The sequence below is a fragment of the Marivibrio sp. genome, assembly GCF_040218065.1.
In the GTDB taxonomy this organism is placed as follows: Bacteria; Pseudomonadota; Alphaproteobacteria; order UBA8366; family Aestuariispiraceae; genus Marivibrio.
The window spans coordinates 51,756-66,773 of record NZ_JAVJQE010000013.1; the positions used below are offsets into that span (position 1 = coordinate 51,756).

13 protein-coding genes are annotated in these 15,018 nt (G+C 68.4%); 11 read left to right on the forward strand and 2 right to left on the reverse strand.

Features of this window, described 5'->3' with window-relative positions:
• Positions 1–278 precede the first annotated feature (278 nt).
• The 7 genes from RIB45_RS12245 (at position 279) to RIB45_RS12275 (ending at position 7,476) form a co-directional block, all read left to right on the forward strand.
• Entirely contained in the window at positions 279–1,553 is a 1,275-nt protein-coding gene (locus RIB45_RS12245) for a lytic murein transglycosylase (protein WP_350050574.1), read from the forward strand.
• Between the two features lie 85 nt (positions 1,554–1,638).
• Positions 1,639–2,715 carry a septal ring lytic transglycosylase RlpA family protein gene (locus RIB45_RS12250; protein WP_350050575.1) on the forward strand — a complete coding sequence of 359 codons (1,077 nt, stop codon included), beginning with the start codon at positions 1,639–1,641 and terminating at the stop codon, positions 2,713–2,715.
• A 175-nt stretch (positions 2,716–2,890) separates the two neighbouring features.
• A complete protein-coding gene (locus RIB45_RS12255) occupies positions 2,891–4,033 on the forward strand; it encodes a D-alanyl-D-alanine carboxypeptidase family protein (protein WP_350050576.1) in 1,143 nt (380 codons plus the stop codon).
• 10 nt (positions 4,034–4,043) lie between these two features.
• Entirely contained in the window at positions 4,044–4,682 is a 639-nt protein-coding gene (gene tmk, locus RIB45_RS12260) for a dTMP kinase (protein WP_350050578.1), read from the forward strand.
• Between the two features lie 5 nt (positions 4,683–4,687).
• A complete protein-coding gene (locus RIB45_RS12265; protein WP_350050579.1) occupies positions 4,688–5,827 on the forward strand; it encodes a DNA polymerase III subunit delta' in 1,140 nt (379 codons plus the stop codon).
• Positions 5,828–5,914: 87 nt separating this feature from the next.
• Positions 5,915–6,694, forward strand: coding sequence for a TatD family hydrolase (locus RIB45_RS12270; protein WP_350050580.1), 780 nt, complete (start codon positions 5,915–5,917; stop codon positions 6,692–6,694).
• On the forward strand, positions 6,691–7,476 hold the full coding sequence (locus RIB45_RS12275) for an MBL fold metallo-hydrolase (RefSeq protein ID WP_350050581.1): 786 nt from the start codon (positions 6,691–6,693) through the stop codon (positions 7,474–7,476). The genes RIB45_RS12270 and RIB45_RS12275 overlap by 4 nt, the downstream gene beginning before the upstream one ends.
• Here RIB45_RS12275 and RIB45_RS12280 read toward each other — a convergent pair.
• On the reverse strand, positions 7,466–9,145 hold the full coding sequence (locus RIB45_RS12280; protein WP_350050582.1) for an adenylate/guanylate cyclase domain-containing protein: 1,680 nt from the start codon (positions 9,143–9,145) through the stop codon (positions 7,466–7,468). The genes RIB45_RS12275 and RIB45_RS12280 overlap by 11 nt on opposite strands.
• Positions 9,146–9,317: 172 nt before the next feature.
• On the opposite strand from RIB45_RS12280, the gene RIB45_RS12285 reads away from it, so the two are divergent.
• Complete coding sequence (locus tag RIB45_RS12285) at positions 9,318–9,914, forward strand: DUF4396 domain-containing protein (protein ID WP_350050583.1); 597 nt, start codon at positions 9,318–9,320, stop codon at positions 9,912–9,914.
• Between the two features lie 105 nt (positions 9,915–10,019).
• On the opposite strand, the gene RIB45_RS12290 is transcribed toward RIB45_RS12285, so the two are convergent.
• Positions 10,020–12,092, reverse strand: a complete 2,073-nt coding sequence (locus RIB45_RS12290) for a sensor histidine kinase (RefSeq protein WP_350050584.1) — start codon at positions 12,090–12,092, stop codon at positions 10,020–10,022.
• Positions 12,093–12,307: 215 nt separating this feature from the next.
• On the opposite strand from RIB45_RS12290, the gene RIB45_RS12295 reads away from it, so the two are divergent.
• The 3 genes from RIB45_RS12295 to mazG all read left to right on the forward strand — a co-directional run bounded on the left by RIB45_RS12295 (position 12,308) and on the right by mazG (position 14,980).
• Entirely contained in the window at positions 12,308–12,673 is a 366-nt protein-coding gene (locus tag RIB45_RS12295) for a DUF4112 domain-containing protein (protein WP_350050585.1), read from the forward strand.
• 68 nt (positions 12,674–12,741) lie between these two features.
• Positions 12,742–14,127 (forward strand): glutamine synthetase family protein, encoded by a 1,386-nt coding sequence (locus RIB45_RS12300; RefSeq protein ID WP_350050587.1) that lies wholly within the window; start codon positions 12,742–12,744, stop codon positions 14,125–14,127.
• A 13-nt stretch (positions 14,128–14,140) separates the two neighbouring features.
• Positions 14,141–14,980 carry a nucleoside triphosphate pyrophosphohydrolase gene (gene mazG, locus RIB45_RS12305; protein WP_350050588.1) on the forward strand — a complete coding sequence of 280 codons (840 nt, stop codon included), beginning with the start codon at positions 14,141–14,143 and terminating at the stop codon, positions 14,978–14,980.
• The last annotated feature ends 38 nt before the right edge of the window (positions 14,981–15,018 follow it).

The following is a 15,018-nucleotide window of genomic DNA, read 5'->3' on the forward strand; positions in this document are numbered from 1 at the left end:
AATGGTGGATGGCGGCAAAAGGCTTCGCCTTATGGTGGGGCCTTTTGGCGGGGGCGGCGGGCCCGCGACGCGCTCGCCGGCGCGATCCGCGCGAATCGCCGCGCGACGCGGCCCGTTCGGCGGCGAAACCCCGCCGGGTAACCTATTGGTTGTCCGCGGTTTTCGGTTTCCCTTGCGGCTGCATCGAAGGATCGGTACGCAAAGACCGATTTGCATTCGCGTCCGGGCGAGGGGGCCGGCGACGCGCCAGCCACGCTTGAGGAGCTTTGCGACCCATCATGCGCAATTCGCCGCCGACTCCCGCCGCCTTTCGCCGTTCGACGCGCCGCAAACTGGCGGCGCTGTGCCTTTGCGCGGCGGCGCTCATCGCCGGGCCGGCAAGCGCCTCGGACGTGCCGCCGCCGCCGCCGTTTGAGGAGTGGCTCGCCGACCTGAAAGCGGACGCCAAGCGTCGGGGCGTCTCGGAGGAGACCCTCGCCAAGGCGTTCGAGGGCGTCTCGCCCTTGCCCAAGGTGCTGGAGTACGATCGCAGCCAACCGGAATTCACGCGCACGTTCTGGCAGTATCTTGACCGCGCCGTCACCGAAACCCGTATCGAGCGCGGCCGAGCCCTTCTGCGGGAGCATGCCTCCCTGCTCGGCGAGATGGAGCGCAAATACGGCGTTCAACCGCGCTTTCTCGTCTCCTTCTGGGGGCTCGAGACGAATTTCGGCGACTACACCGGCGGCTTTCCTGTGATCGACGCGGTCACGACGCTGGCGCACGACCGCCGGCGCGCGGATTTCTTCCGCAGCGAATTGCTGCACGCGCTGTCAATCCTGGAAGCCGGGCACATCGCCAAGCCGCAGATGAAGGGCAGTTGGGCCGGCGCCATGGGTCAACTTCAATTCATGCCGTCGACCTTCACCGGCCACGCCATCGATGCGGACGGCGACGGGCGCAAGGACATTTGGGGGAGCCTGCCGGACGTCTTCGGCTCGGCCGCGAACTATCTGTCGAATGTCGGCTGGCGCGGGGATGAGACCTGGGGGCGCGAGGTGCGTCTGCCGGCCGGCTTCGATCTGGAGCTCGCCTCAAGCGCGATCCGCAAACCGCTGCAGGCGTGGCAGGATCTCGGGGTGCGGCGGGTGAGCGGAGCGGACCTGCCGATCGTGCCCGGAATGGAAGCCTCGCTGCTGCTCCCCGCAGGGGTCAAAGGGCCGGCTTTCCTGGTCTATGAGAACTACCGAAACATCCTGGTTTGGAACCGCTCCGCCTACTATGCGATCGCGGTGGGCCATCTGGCGGACCGGATCGTCGGACTGCCTGCGTTGGCGGCCGACCGTCCGGAGAACGACCGCGCGATGAGCCGCGACGAAGTGCTGGAGATGCAACGCCGGCTGAACGCGCTGGGTTTTGACGCGGGCGAGCCGGACGGGATGGTCGGCCCGGCGACCCGCGGGGCGGTGAAGGCCTATCAGAAGGCGGCCGGCCTGCCGCCGGACGGCTACCCGACGCCGTCGCTGCTGGAGACGCTTTACGGCGCTGACGCGGCGCGGGCGGGGCAGGAGTAACGCTACAGCATTTCGCGGCGGTACGGCTTTTGCTATACAACATGCAGTGTGATTGCGGCGACGCACCAGGGGAGGCGACAGGCTCGTGACGGGCGCGTGGAAAATCGGACGGCTTGCGCTCGCCGGGGCGGCGGCCCTGGCCCTCGCGGGCTGCGCCGAAGTTCAGTTTCTGTCCCAGGCCGCCAAGGTTGTCGACGGCTCCCCGGTCCAGGGGCCCGCCGACCCGGACGCGGCCGGGGACGGCGACTACTACAAGATCGGCAACGCCTATCAGGTGAAGGGCGTCTGGTACTATCCGCGCGAAGATTTTGACTATGTGGAGGAGGGCGTCGCCTCCTGGTACGGCCCCAACTTTCACGGCAAGCCGACCGCCAACGGCGCAGTCTTCGATCAATGGAAGGTCTCCGCGGCCCATCGCACTTTGCCGATGCCGTCGATCGTGCGGGTGACCAATCTCGAGAACGGCCGGTCGCTTAAGGTCAAGGTCAACGATCGCGGCCCCTTCGCGCGCAACCGGATCATCGATCTGTCGCGCCGGGCGGCGCAGCTGCTCGGGTTCGAACAACAGGGGACCGCGCTCGTGCGCGTCGAATTGTTGGCCGAGGAGAGCCGGCGCCTCGCCGCCTACATGAAGGGCGAGGGGCCCCGGCCGACCATCGTCGCTTTGGGGCAGGACGTCCGACCCGCAGCGCCCAGCGCCGGCGAGGCTCCGCCGCCGACCGCGGCGCCTGCGCCCGACGTCGACAGCGAGGAGCTGGCGCCGCCGCCCGGCGTTGAAGTGGCGAGCGCGCCCGGCGGCGGTTTCGAGGTCGAAATGCGCGGCCGTCCGACGACGCCCGAGCAGGTCGAGCGCGCCGCAATCGAAGACGGACCCGTCGGCGAGGAGTCGCTGACGATCGTGCCCGTCGCGCCGCGACCTGACATCTTCATCCAGGCCGGCGCCTTCGCGCAGCACGTCAACGCGGTGCAGGCGCAGGCGTTGCTGCGCTCGCTCGGACCGGTGCAGATAGAGCAGATCAACCGCAGCGCCACGCCGCTCTTCCGGGTGCGTCTCGGACCGATCCGGGACGTGGAGCGCGCCGACATGCTGCTCGCCTCGATTCAGGACGCGGGCTTTGGCGACGCCCATATCGTCGTCGATCCTCGGCGGGCGGGACAATAGCCGCGCCGAAGCCCGGCAAGCGCCTCATTCCGGCCGCACTCCGACGCTCTATGACGTGCGGGCGGGCGCGCCGGCCCCGCCGCCGGGCGGCTGGACGCACCGGTCGGCCCGTGCGAGTTTGACAGGCGCGTCGCCCGCGCCGTTCGACCAGTTCAGAAGCCTTTGGGAAGGATCGATGCAGACCCTCCGCCGCCTCGCCCTCGCGTTCTTCGCCGCCGCCCTCGTCCTGTCCGGACCCGCCGCCGCGCAATCCCTCGAAACCAGCGCGCGGCAGGCGTTGTTGGTCGATCTCAGCACCGATACGGAGCTGTTGAGCGTCAACCCCGACCAGCGGATGTATCCCGCCTCCATGACGAAGCTCATGACCGCCTATCTGGTGTTTGAGCGCTTGCAGAACGGGACGCTGTCGCTCGACGACGCGTTTACGGTCAGTGAAAAAGCCTGGCGCAAGGGCGGCTCGAAGATGTTCGTCGAGGTCGGCGACCGGGTTAAGGTCGAGGACCTCCTGCGCGGCATCATCATTCAATCGGGCAATGACGCGACCATCGTCGTCGCCGAAGGGATCTCCGGCTCGGAGGAGGCCTTCGCGCGGGAAATGACCGCCAAGGCGCGCGAGATCGGCATGGAGAACACCCAGTTCCGCAACGCCAGCGGATGGCCCGATCCGCAGCACTACACGACGGCGCGCGACCTCGCGATCCTCGCGGAATCGCTGATTGAGCGCTTTCCCGAGTATTATCACCTCTATTCGCAGACCGAATACACCTACCATGAGATCACCCAACAGAACCGCAATCCGCTGCTTTATCGCAATGTCGGCGCGGACGGGTTGAAAACCGGCTATACGGAGGAGTCGGGCTACGGGCTCGTCGCTTCCGCCGCGCGCGAGGATCGGCGCCTTCTGATGGTGGTGAACGGCCTCGACAGCGCGCGCGAGCGCGCGCAGGAGGCCGAACGGCTGATCGATTGGGGTTTCCGGGAGTTCGGCGCCTACGATCTGTTCCAGGCCGGCGAGGTGGTCGATGAAATCCCGACCTGGCTCGGTCAGCGCGGCGTCGTGCCGGTGATCATCGATCGCGACGTCTCCGTCACCTTGCGGCGCAACGTGCGCGACGACATGACGGTGACCCTGATCACCGACCGTCCCTTGGCCGCGCCGATCGAGGCCGGCCAGACCGTCGGCGAAGTGCGCGTCGAGGCCCCCGGCCTCAAACCGGTCAGCGCGCCGGTCAAGGCGGCGCAATCTATCGAAAAGCTGGGAACCTTCGGGCGCGTTCAAGCGGCGCTCGAATATCTGATTTTCGGCGAAAGCCGATAAGCCTCGCATCATGACGGGTCGCTTCATCACCCTGGAAGGCGGCGAAGGCGCCGGAAAATCGACGCAAATCAAACATCTGGCGGCCGCGCTTGAAGCGGCTGGCCGCGCCGTCGTCACGACCAGAGAACCGGGCGGCTCGCCCGGCGCCGAAGAGATCCGCGCCCTCGTCGTCTCCGGCGCGCCGGATCGCTGGGATCCGCCGACCGAGGCGCTCTTGATGTTCGCCGCCCGACGCGACCATGTGGAGCGGTTGATAAAGCCGGCGCTCGCGCGCGGCGACTGGGTCCTGTGCGATCGCTTTACCGATTCCACCTCGGCCTATCAGGGCGAGGCGCACGGACTCGGCCGGGATTGGGTGCGCCGGCTGGCGCAAGAGGTGTTGGGCGACTTCTCGCCGGATTTGACGCTGATCTTCGATCTGCCGGTCGAGGACGGCTTGAAGCGCGCCGGCCGACGCGGCGGCGAGGATCGCTTCGAGCGCATGGCGACGGGATTCCACCAGCGCTTGCGCGACGGCTTCCTGGCGATCGCGGCGGAGGAGCCTGAGCGCTGCGCGGTGATCGACGCCGGTCGCTCCGAGACGGCGGTTGCGGCGTCCGTGCGCCAAACGGTCGCCGCCCGATTGCCCGACAGCGGGCTGGGAGCCTGATCCGGATGGCCCGCGCCGCCAAGAAAAGCGACGAGAGCGAGGAGCTCGATCCTTTCGATCCGCGCCGCAATCCGCACCTCGAAGGCCATGAGGCGGCGGAGCGTACGGTGTTGGAGGCGTGGAACAGCGGCCGGTTTCCGCACGCCTGGCTGATTTGCGGTCCGCGGGGAATCGGCAAGGCGACCTTCGCCTTTCGGCTCGCGCGGTTCGTGATGGAAAGCGGCGGCGCCGGTCGGGGAGGGGCCGGCCTGTTCGGCGCGGAGCCGCTCGCGGCCGACGGCCTCGCCATTTCACCGGAGAGCCGAACCTACCACCTCGTCTCTTCGGGCGGCCATCCGGATTTGCGGGTTTTGACGCGGGGCATGCCGAACGAGGACAACAAGCCGACCCCGACCATCATCAACGTCTATCAGACGCGCCGCGTCGTTGATTTCACGTACCAGACATCGGCGATCAGCGACTGGCGGGTGGTGATCGTCGATCCGGCCGACGACTTCAACACGGCTTCGGCCAACGCGATTCTCAAGGCGCTTGAAGAGCCGCCCTCCAAGGCGCTGTTTTTGCTGCTCAGTCACTCTCCCGGCGGGTTGCTTCCGACAATCCGGTCGCGCTGCCGCAAGCTGCAGATGGCGGCGCTGCCGGATGAGACGGTGGCGATGCTGATACGGCGCTATCGCCCAGAGGTCGGGGCGGAAGAGGCGGGCGGCCTCGCCCGGCTCGCCGAAGGATCCGTCGGCCGGGCGCTTGACTATCATGCGGCCGGCGGGCTCGCGCTGTTCCGGGAGATGGCCGGCGTACTGGCCCGGCCGAAGGACCCCGATATGGAGCGGGTCTCGGCGCTGGCCGATCGAACCGCGATGAAAGGCAAGGAAGCGGCCTACGGCGCGCTGGTCGATCTGAGCGATTGGTGGTTTAAGCGCCTGATCCGGGGGCTGGCCCTCGGCGCGCCGCCGAGCCCGCTCGACGAACTCGACGCCGCCGCGCTGGCGGCCTTTCAGAAGCTCGGCGATCTGGAGGCGGTGATGGCGATGCGCGACGAAGCGCTCCATCGCCTGGGACAGGCCGACCCGCCGGCGAACCTGGACCGGCGCCAGTTGATCTTCGCCCTGTTCGGAGACATCCAACGCCGGGCCCGGGCGCTTTGAGGGCGCCGCGAGCGGTGGACAAGCCGCTCGGAACGCCTTAAGTCACTCGCTCCCGACACCGCTCACTCCGCCGGCCCGAGGCGCCTCATGCTGATCGACAGCCATTGCCACCTCGACTACCTGGAGCGCGACGGGCGCGATCTCGGCGAAGTCGTGGCCAGCGCCCAGCGCGCGGGCGTCGAGCGATTGGTGACAATTTGCACCAAAGTGACCGAGTTCGAGCGCGTGCGCGCGATCGCCGAACGGTTCGAGCCGGTGACCTGCTCGGTCGGGATCCACCCGCACGAGGCGGGCGCCGAACCCGAGACCGACGCGGATCAACTGATCGCCTGGGCCGCGCATCCTAAGGTCGTCGGGATCGGCGAGACGGGCCTCGACTATTTCTACGAGCACAGCCCGCGCGCGGCGCAGCAGAAAAGCTTCCGCGCGCACATCCGCGCGGCGCGCGAGACCGGACTGCCCTTGATCGTCCACACCCGCGACGCCGATGAGGATACGATCGCGATCCTGCGCGAAGAACGCGAGGCGGGCGGCCCGTTCCCCGGGGTGATCCATTGTTTCAGTTCCTCCAAGTGGCTGGGGGAGGAGGCGGTGAAGCTCGGCCTCTACATTTCGATCTCCGGCATTTTGACCTTCAAGAAGGCCGAGGCTCTGCGCGACGCGGTGCGGGACCTGCCGTTGGAGCGTCTCTTGGTCGAAACCGACGCGCCCTATCTTGCGCCCGTGCCGAAGCGCGGCAAGCAGAACGAGCCGTGCTACGTGGTCCATACGGCCGCCGCGCTGGCCGAGTTGAAGGGCGTCAGCGAAGCCGAAATCGCGGCGATCACGACGCAGAATTTCCGCGCGCTTTTCGCGAAGGCGCCATGAGCCAAGGCGCGCTCCTCACCATCCTCGGCTGCGGCTCGTCCGGCGGGGTGCCGCGGGCGACGGGCGACTGGGGCGCCTGCGACCCGTCAGAGCCCAAGAACCGACGTCGGCGCTGTTCGTTGCTCGCGCAGGCGGAGGGGACGACCGTTCTGATCGACACGGCGCCCGACTTTCGCGATCAGATGCTCGAAGTCGGCCCGCCGGCGCGGATCGACGCCGTCTTTTTCACACACACCCACGCCGACCAAGCCCACGGGATCGACGATCTTCGGGCCTTCGTGCTGAAACAACGCGAGCGGCTGCCGGTCTTCGGCTTGCCGGCCACGGTGCAGAGCCTTACGGAGCGCTTCGACTACTGCTTCGAGAGCACGATGGGCTATCCCCCGATTTTGTCGATCGAAGCGCTGGACGGTCCGAGGACGGTCGGGGCGTTGACCCTCGAGGCGCTGACGGTTGAGCATGGCGAAATGCCGGGAACCGCCGGATACCGCATCGAAGGACCCGACGGACGCAGCGCCGGGTATATCCCCGACGCCAACGGGCTGCCGGACGAGACGGCGGCCCGTCTCGAGGGCTTGGATCTCCTGGTCATCGACGCGTTGCGACCGACGCCGCATCCGAGCCATTTCTGCCTGCAGGACGCGCTGGACTGGATCGCGCGCCTCGGTCCGCGCCGCGCGGTGCTGACCAACATGCACCTCGATCTCGATTATCAAACCCTCAAGGCCGATCTCCCCGACGGAATCGAGCCCGCCTTCGACGGAATGCGCGTCAGCCTCTAGGCGCGTCGACCGCCGCCGCGCGGGGCAGGATGACGAACGCGAGCGGCTCGTCCCGACCGCGCAACGCCACGGCGTCGCGCTGGAGGCCTTCCAGCGCAAGCCCGGCGAGACGCGCGGTGTCCAGCGACAGGATCGTCGGCGCGGCGTACTCCTTGGTCAGCCCCTCCAGCCGGGCGGCGATATTGATGGTGTCGCCGATGGCGGTCGTCATTTGGGCCTGCGGCGGCCCCATGGCGCCCACGATCGCCTCTCCGCTGTGTAAACCGATCCCCACCTCGAGCGGAAAGGGCAGTTCGCTCGCCAGGCCCGCATTCAACCGGTCGAGACGCCGCAGCATTTCACGCGCGCCGGCCAGCGCCGCCGCCGCGCCGGCGTCCGAGGCGGGCGGCTGATCGAGCCCGTAGAGCGCCAACAGCCCGTCGCCGTTGAATTGGGCGTAATGACCCCCGGTGACGGCGACGGCGTCGGCCATTTCGGCGAAAAACTGATTCAGGATGAACAGAACGTCGTAGGGCAGGCGCTCCTCGCCCAGTTTCGTCGAGCGTCGCAGATCCACGAACAGGGCGGTGATGCGCCGTTCCTCGCCGGCCAGACCGCCGGGACGACGCCCGTCCTCGGCGTTCGCGGTCGCGGGCAACAGCGGGGTGATCGCCAGATCGGCGGCGGGGCGCAGCTGGCAGGCGAGGCGGACGCCCTCTGGGGCCGCGATCCGATGAAGCGCGGCCGCCTCGACATCCTGCGGCGGGGGCAGGGCGTCGCGCCCGTCGAGCACCCGCACCCGGCAGGTCGTACAGCGTCCGCGCCCGCCGCATACGGCGGCGTGGGGAATGCGCGCCGCACGCAGCCCGTCCAGCACGCTGGCCCCGGCGACCGGCAGTCGAATCCGCCGACCGTCCGCCAAGCGGAGGCTGGGGCGCGGCGCAAGCGAATCCCTTGCCGCCCGGAGGCCGCGCGCGGCGAAGGGCAGGGCGAGGAGGGCCGCGATCACGGCGTAGCCGATCGGTTGCCAGGCCATGAGCGCCTCGAACGCAGCGGCGTCGAAGCGGGCGGCGGCCTGGACTTCGTCCAGCGTATGGTCGCGCTCCAACTCCGTCAGCAACTCCGCCCCCGCGGATACGTAGCCGGCGAGCGCCAGGGTCGGGATCACCAAAGCCGCCCCGATCAAGCCGCGCCGCCAACGGGGCCACCAGGACTTCAGGCGCAGCCAGAAGCCGAGGCCGATCATGGCGTGGGCCCACACGACCAGCAACGCGACGCCCTGTTTGAGTCCTTCAAAGGGAGCGGCGACCCAAAGCGCCGCGACGGTCATCGGATAGGTCGGTTGCAGCGCGCCGACGCTATAGCCGCCGCGCGTCGCCAGAACGTGCGCGAAGAGCAAGGGCGGGATCGCGAGGCCGGCGGCGATCTGGGCCCACTCCCAGTGCGCCAGCGTCAGGCTGCGCTTGCGGTAGATCGCGCGCAGGCCGATGGCGAAATGCACCGTGAAGGCCGCGATCAGCAGGGCGTTTCCGGCTGGATTGAACCAGGCGCCCAGAAAGATCGGGTTCGCCGCCTGCATCGCGTCGAGCGAGATCAGCCCGACCGCGTGGTTCAGAAAATGACACAGCACGAAGGCGAAGAGGGTCAGACCGGACGCGAGGCGCAGGCGGCCGATCATGGTTTCGGACATGGTCGCGCTCGCTCTCCATCGGCTCGATAGGTCGCCACAATATGCGCAAGCGCGCCGGTTGCGCGATGCAAAACGGCTTCCCAAATCGGGGTCCATGATGGATACGCTTCTTAGCGACGCGCAACGAATCCTTTCAAGTGTCTGGATTCTCTCAGTTTGGGCGGTGTCGGCCGTGATCAGCGCTGCGGTCGTCATGGACGACATGCGCCGCCGAAATCCGGAGATTCCGAGCCTAATGCGCGCCGTTTGGGCGCTGACCGCGCTTTACTCCGGGCCGATCGGCGTCGGTCTCTATTGGGCGACCGGGCGCAAGCAGATCGCCCGAGACAGTCTATGGCGGCGCGCCGGACGCTCGGTGGCGCATTGCTATTCAGGCTGCGGGGCGGGCGAGATCGTCGGGCTCATCCTTGCGGTGGGCGTTCTTGCGTTGGGGGCGGGCTGGGCGGCCGCCGTGACCTTTTCGTTCGCCTATCTTTTCGGCATGGCGCTGACCGTGGGACCGTTGATGCAAGAGGGCGTCGGGCTGCCCCAAGCGCTGATCGACGCATTCTGGAGCGAGACGGCGAGCATCGCCGTGATGGAGGCGGTGGCGATTTCCGTCGACTTGTGGCTCGCGGGCGACGCCGGAATGGCTGAGCCGCTCTTCTGGTCGGCCCTTGCGGTGTCGCTTACGCTTGGGCTTGCCGCAGCCTATCCCGTCAATGCGCTGCTCATCGCGTTCGGCGTCAAAGAGGGCATGCATGACCCGAGAGAGATGGCTAAGTCGTGAGGTCAGCGGGCTAACCGTCTCGCGGCGCCTGCTGACCAGACATCGTCATTATTTTCCATAATATACATTATCGGCATTACGTTACCGTTAGGCCGTCCCTCCGGCTCACTCGGCGGCCATCCCCTCCAGCGACGGATCGCTCGGCGGCTGTGCGGGAAAATCGACGATGATGCGTGCGCCAAGCGCCGGCGCGCTCTCGATCCGCAACGTGCCGCCGTGCAACGTCACAAGCGCGCGGGCGACGCTCACGCCGACGCCGAACCCGTGCTCGTCATACGCGGCTTCGCCCGCTAGAACCGCGACGCCGGCAAAGGCCGTCGCCGGGAATCCGTCGCCCCGACCCCGTCCGCTTTCGGTCGAAATCGCCAGCCGCACGCCGCCCGGCGCGCCGCGGCGGCTCGGTCCGATCTCCGCTTCGACCCGGCCGCCTTCCCCTGCGGACGCCAACGCGTCGGCCAAAAGGTTCTCCGCGATCTGACGCAGCCGCTCCGGATCGCCGGTGATCACGGGCGTTTCAGGGTCGATGTTGGTCTCGACGGTCAACCGGCGCTCCGCCGCCGCCGCGGCCTTGTCCCGCGCGACATCGCCGAGCACTCGGTCCAGCCGCACGGGCGCACGCGCCAGCGACAGCGTGCCGCGTTCGATTGCGGCCACGTCCAGCATGTCGTTCACGACCCGCAGCAGATGTTCGCCAGAGCGTCGAATGATTGCGACATACTCTTCGTAGCGCGGAGAACCGAGCGGCCCGTCCGGCGCCTGCTGCAGCATTTCCGAAAAGCCGAGGATGGCGTTGAGCGGCGTGCGCAATTCGTGACTGACGCTGCTGAGAAACGTCGTCTTGGCGCGGCTCGCATGCATCGCCTCGCTCTTGGCGTCGGCGGCCTCCGCCCGGGCCTGCTCCAAGGCTTGGACGGCCCGGCTCAAGGCGTTGGCGCTGTCCTCCAGCGATTGGGCGAGTTCCGCGACCTCGCGCACCCCCTCCTTGGGCAGCGAGACCCCCTCGCCCGCCGCGATGCGCGGTCCCGCTTCCGCCGCCGCCAGTCGCAGACGCCGGATCGGCCGCGCGAGCCACAGGCTCGCCAACAACGCCAAAACCAAGGCGGCGACGAACAAGTCCAAGGTCAGGAACAGCACCGGCTCCTGGGCCGCCTGGACCCGGGCGACCATCGGGGCGAGCGGCCGCTCCACCACCACAAGCGCGATGTCGGGCACGCCGCCGACCAAGCGCGACTGTTGCCCGCGCGCGCTGCGCCAACGCACCAGCCCAGGGGCCTCCGGGGGCGCGGCGAAAAGCACGGTCAGGCCGTTGCGGGCCAGGCTTTCGGGGGCGGCTGCGCCGACATTCTCCAACGAAATCAACGATCCGCGCTGCGCCAGGATATCGCCGCGTACGGAAATCACCGCCGCGGCGGCGCCGACGCCACCCGGCGCGCTCGCAAGCGCCGCGCGCGCCCGCTCGGCCGGGTCCTGGACCTCGTCGGCGGCGCGCAAGGCCGCGACCAGCGCGGCCGTCTCCAGCGACAATTGCCGCGCCGTCGCCCGTTCGGCCTGCGCCTGCTCCAGCCGCGTCATTTCGGCGATCGGGGTCGCGCCGGCGATAAGGGCGGCGCCCAAAACCGCAGTGAAGACCACGTCGCGCAACGACGGCGGCGCGCTGGGGCCGCCGAGCCGCGACAGCGCAGGGATGAGCGCGCGCGCCTGCAAAAGCAGGCTCGCCGCCAAGGCTGCGAGCGCCCCGTTCAGCGCGGTCTTGGCCGCGATCAACAGGATGCTCCACCAATCCAGCGCGAAATGCAGCCAATAGGCCGCGACCAACGCGGGCGCGCCGAACGCGAGCCAGAAGACCACGTCCGAAAGGACCGGGTTGGCCCGCCAGCGCCTGGCGGCGTAGCCCACAGCGGCAGGCTCCAACACGAAAAGGGCGAAGACCAGGAAGCTGGCCCTGCCCTCTTCCGCCGTCGCGGCCGCCGCCGCGCCGACGAGCGCGCCGGCGATCGGCCCGCCGATAACGGCCGCCAATACCGCGAAGATCGGCCCGATCAGAAGCTCAAGCCCGTAGAAAATCTCCGGCGCGACCCAATTTGCCGCCGCGCCTGCGGCCGCGCACAGCAGAAGCGCCGCTAGACCGACCGGGGTCGGGCGGCGTCCCGCAATCGGCGCATCGGGACCGGGGGCCAACGCCTACGGCTCCTTCTTAAGGCGCGCGACGCCGGCCGTCTCCTCGGCGAAGACGGCGAACGCCGAGGAAAAAGCGTACGCAGGCTAAGGCATCATTGGCAAGCGACACGACGCGCTTGGCAAGCGGGGGCGGCGTCGCCATTTAGCCGTGCATGACGCACGATCATCGCTCCGAGACCGGCCCAGACGCGCCGCGCGGCGAAGGGCCGTACCGTATGCAGGACGCGCCCGACTCCGAGTTGGGCGCCGATCTGCAGCGCCTGGAGCGGCTGACCCGATGGCTCGATGACGCCTTCGTAATTCCCGGAACCGGATTCCGTTTCGGGTTGGACCCCATCTTCGGATTGTTGCCCGGCGTCGGCGACACCGCGACGGCGGCGATGACGGCCTATATGATCCTGATCGCGCGCAAGCATAAGGCGCCGCTGAGACTGCAAGCGTCGTTCGCCTGGAACCTGCTGCTGGATTGGCTCGTCGGCGCTATTCCGCTGGTCGGCGATCTGTTCGATTTCGGCTTCAAGGCGAACCGGCGCAACCTTGATCTGTTGCGCCGCTGGCTCGCGGGGCGCCGCGCGGGTTAGTTGACGCGCCGCCCGGCTTCGGGCGACCCTCTGCGGGACGCAGACCGCCCAAGCGAGGTTCCCGACCCATGCCGGAAGCATCCGCCCCGCCCCCTTCGCCCGATGAGGAAATCCGCGCCTTCCTCGCCGCTCACCCCGACACCAAGACGATCGAAGCCTTCATCTTCGATTTGTGCGGCGTTGCAATGGGCAAGCGCTATCCGGTGGAGGATCTGGCCGCGCTCTACAGCGACGGACTGCAGATGTGCGCCGCCGCCTGCCTGCTGGACGTGACGGGGAACAGCGCCGATCCGTTGGGCCACGGTTTTTCCGACGGCGATCCCGACGCCGATGCGATCGCCATTCCGGGAACGCTGAAGCCGGTCCCGTGGGCGCGGCGGCCGACCGGCCAAGTCATGCTGCGCCTGGTCCGCCCCGAAGTCGCGCGGACGCCCGTCTGGTTCGAGCCGCGGGAGATCCTGAGCCGTCTGGTGCAGCGCTTCGAGACGGACCTGTCGCTGAAGCCCGTCGCCGCGGTGGAGCTTGAATTCTTCCTGATCGATCCGCGACGCACCGAAGACGGGTCGCCGCAACCGCCGCTGTCCCCTGTCACCGGCAAGCCGCATACGGCGAACCAGGTCTACGGCATGGGCAAGCTGGAGGAGTTTGATTCCGTTCTGGCCGCGATCGAGGAGGCCTGCGCCGCGCAGGGCGTCCCCGCGACCGCCGCCTCGGCCGAGTACGCGCCGGGACAGTTCGAGTTGAACCTGCGCCATGTAAGCGACGCCGTGCTCGCCGCCGATCACGCCTGCTTGCTTCGACGAATCGTAAAAAGCGTCGCCCGATCTGAGGGTTACGACGCGACATTCATGTCGAAGCCTTATCCCGATCAAAGCGGCAGCGGGCTGCATGTCCACCTGAGCCTTGAGGACGAGAGCGGCGCCAACGTCTTCGACGAGACGCGCGATCCGGACGAGACCGTCCTGCGCCGGGCCGTCGCCGGTCTGCAGGCGACGATGGGCGAGGCCGTCGCGCTCTTCGCCCCCAATCTGAACGCCTATCGGCGGTTCGAGCCGGACCAGTTCACGCCGGTCACCAAGGATTGGGGCTACGACAACCGCTCCGTCGCCTTTCGCATCCCGTCGGGCCGCGGCCCGGCGCGGCGGATCGAGCATCGCGTGGCCGGGGCGGAGGCGAATCCCTATCTCGTCATGGCGGCGGTGATCGCAGGCGTCCGCCACGGGATCGAGCGGGAGCTGTCGCCCAGCGAGCCCGCGACGGGGAACGCCGGGGCCGCGATGGACGAGAGTCTGCCGCTCACCCTATGGCGTGCGCTGGAGGCGCTGGAGCGGGCGGAGATCCTGCCGTCGCTCATCGGCGCGGATTACCTTAAGGCCTATCACGCGGTGAAATCGGCGGAGTTCGCGGATTTCATGTCCGCGCCCAGCCCGCGCGAATACGATTGGTATCTCTGAAGGACCTGGCCCCATGCCGAAACAGCCTCCCGCCGCCGAACTCGACGGCGTCACGCGCCTGCGCGCGGTGATGGCGGCGCTGCGCGATCCGGACGACGGTTGTCCATGGGATCTGAAGCAGGACTACGCCAGCATCGCCCCCTACACGATCGAGGAGGCCTACGAGGTCGCTGACGCGATCCAGCGCGGGAACCTGCCCGATCTGAAGGACGAGCTCGGCGACCTGCTGCTGCAGGTGGTCTTCCATTCCCGCATGGCGGAAGAGGACGGCCAGTTCGACTTCGACGCCGTGGCCCGGGCCGTCGCCGAGAAGATGATACGCCGCCACCCGCACGTCTTCGCCCCTGAGACGACCGACGGCGCCGACACGCCCGAAGCGGTGAAGCGCAGCTGGGAGGAGACCAAGGCGGCGGAGCGCGCGGCGAAGGGCGAGGATGACAGCGCGCTGTCGGGAGTCGCGCTCGCCCTGCCCGCCCTGCAGCGCTCGGAGAAGCTCTCCAAACGCGCGGCGCGCGTCGGCTTCACCTGGCCGGACGCCGAAACCGTCTTCGCCGACGTCGAGGAGGAGCTGGACGAGCTGCGCGCCGAAATCCGGTCCGGCGCGCCGCATGATCGGCTGGAGGACGAGCTGGGCGACGTCCTCTTCACCGTCGCCAACCTCGCGCGCCTGCTGGGCGTCGATCCGGAAGCGGCGCTCCGCCGCACCAACGAGAAATTCACCAAGCGCTTCCAGGCGATGGAGAAAAGCTTCGCGGAAGAAGGTCGCGCAATGCCGGACTGCACGCTCGAGGAGATGGACGCGCGCTGGGATGCGGTGAAGGGGGTGGAGAAGTCGCCATCCGGCGAGAGCTAAGACGCGTTTTCGCTTTCGCGCGCCGCCGTCCGAGCAAA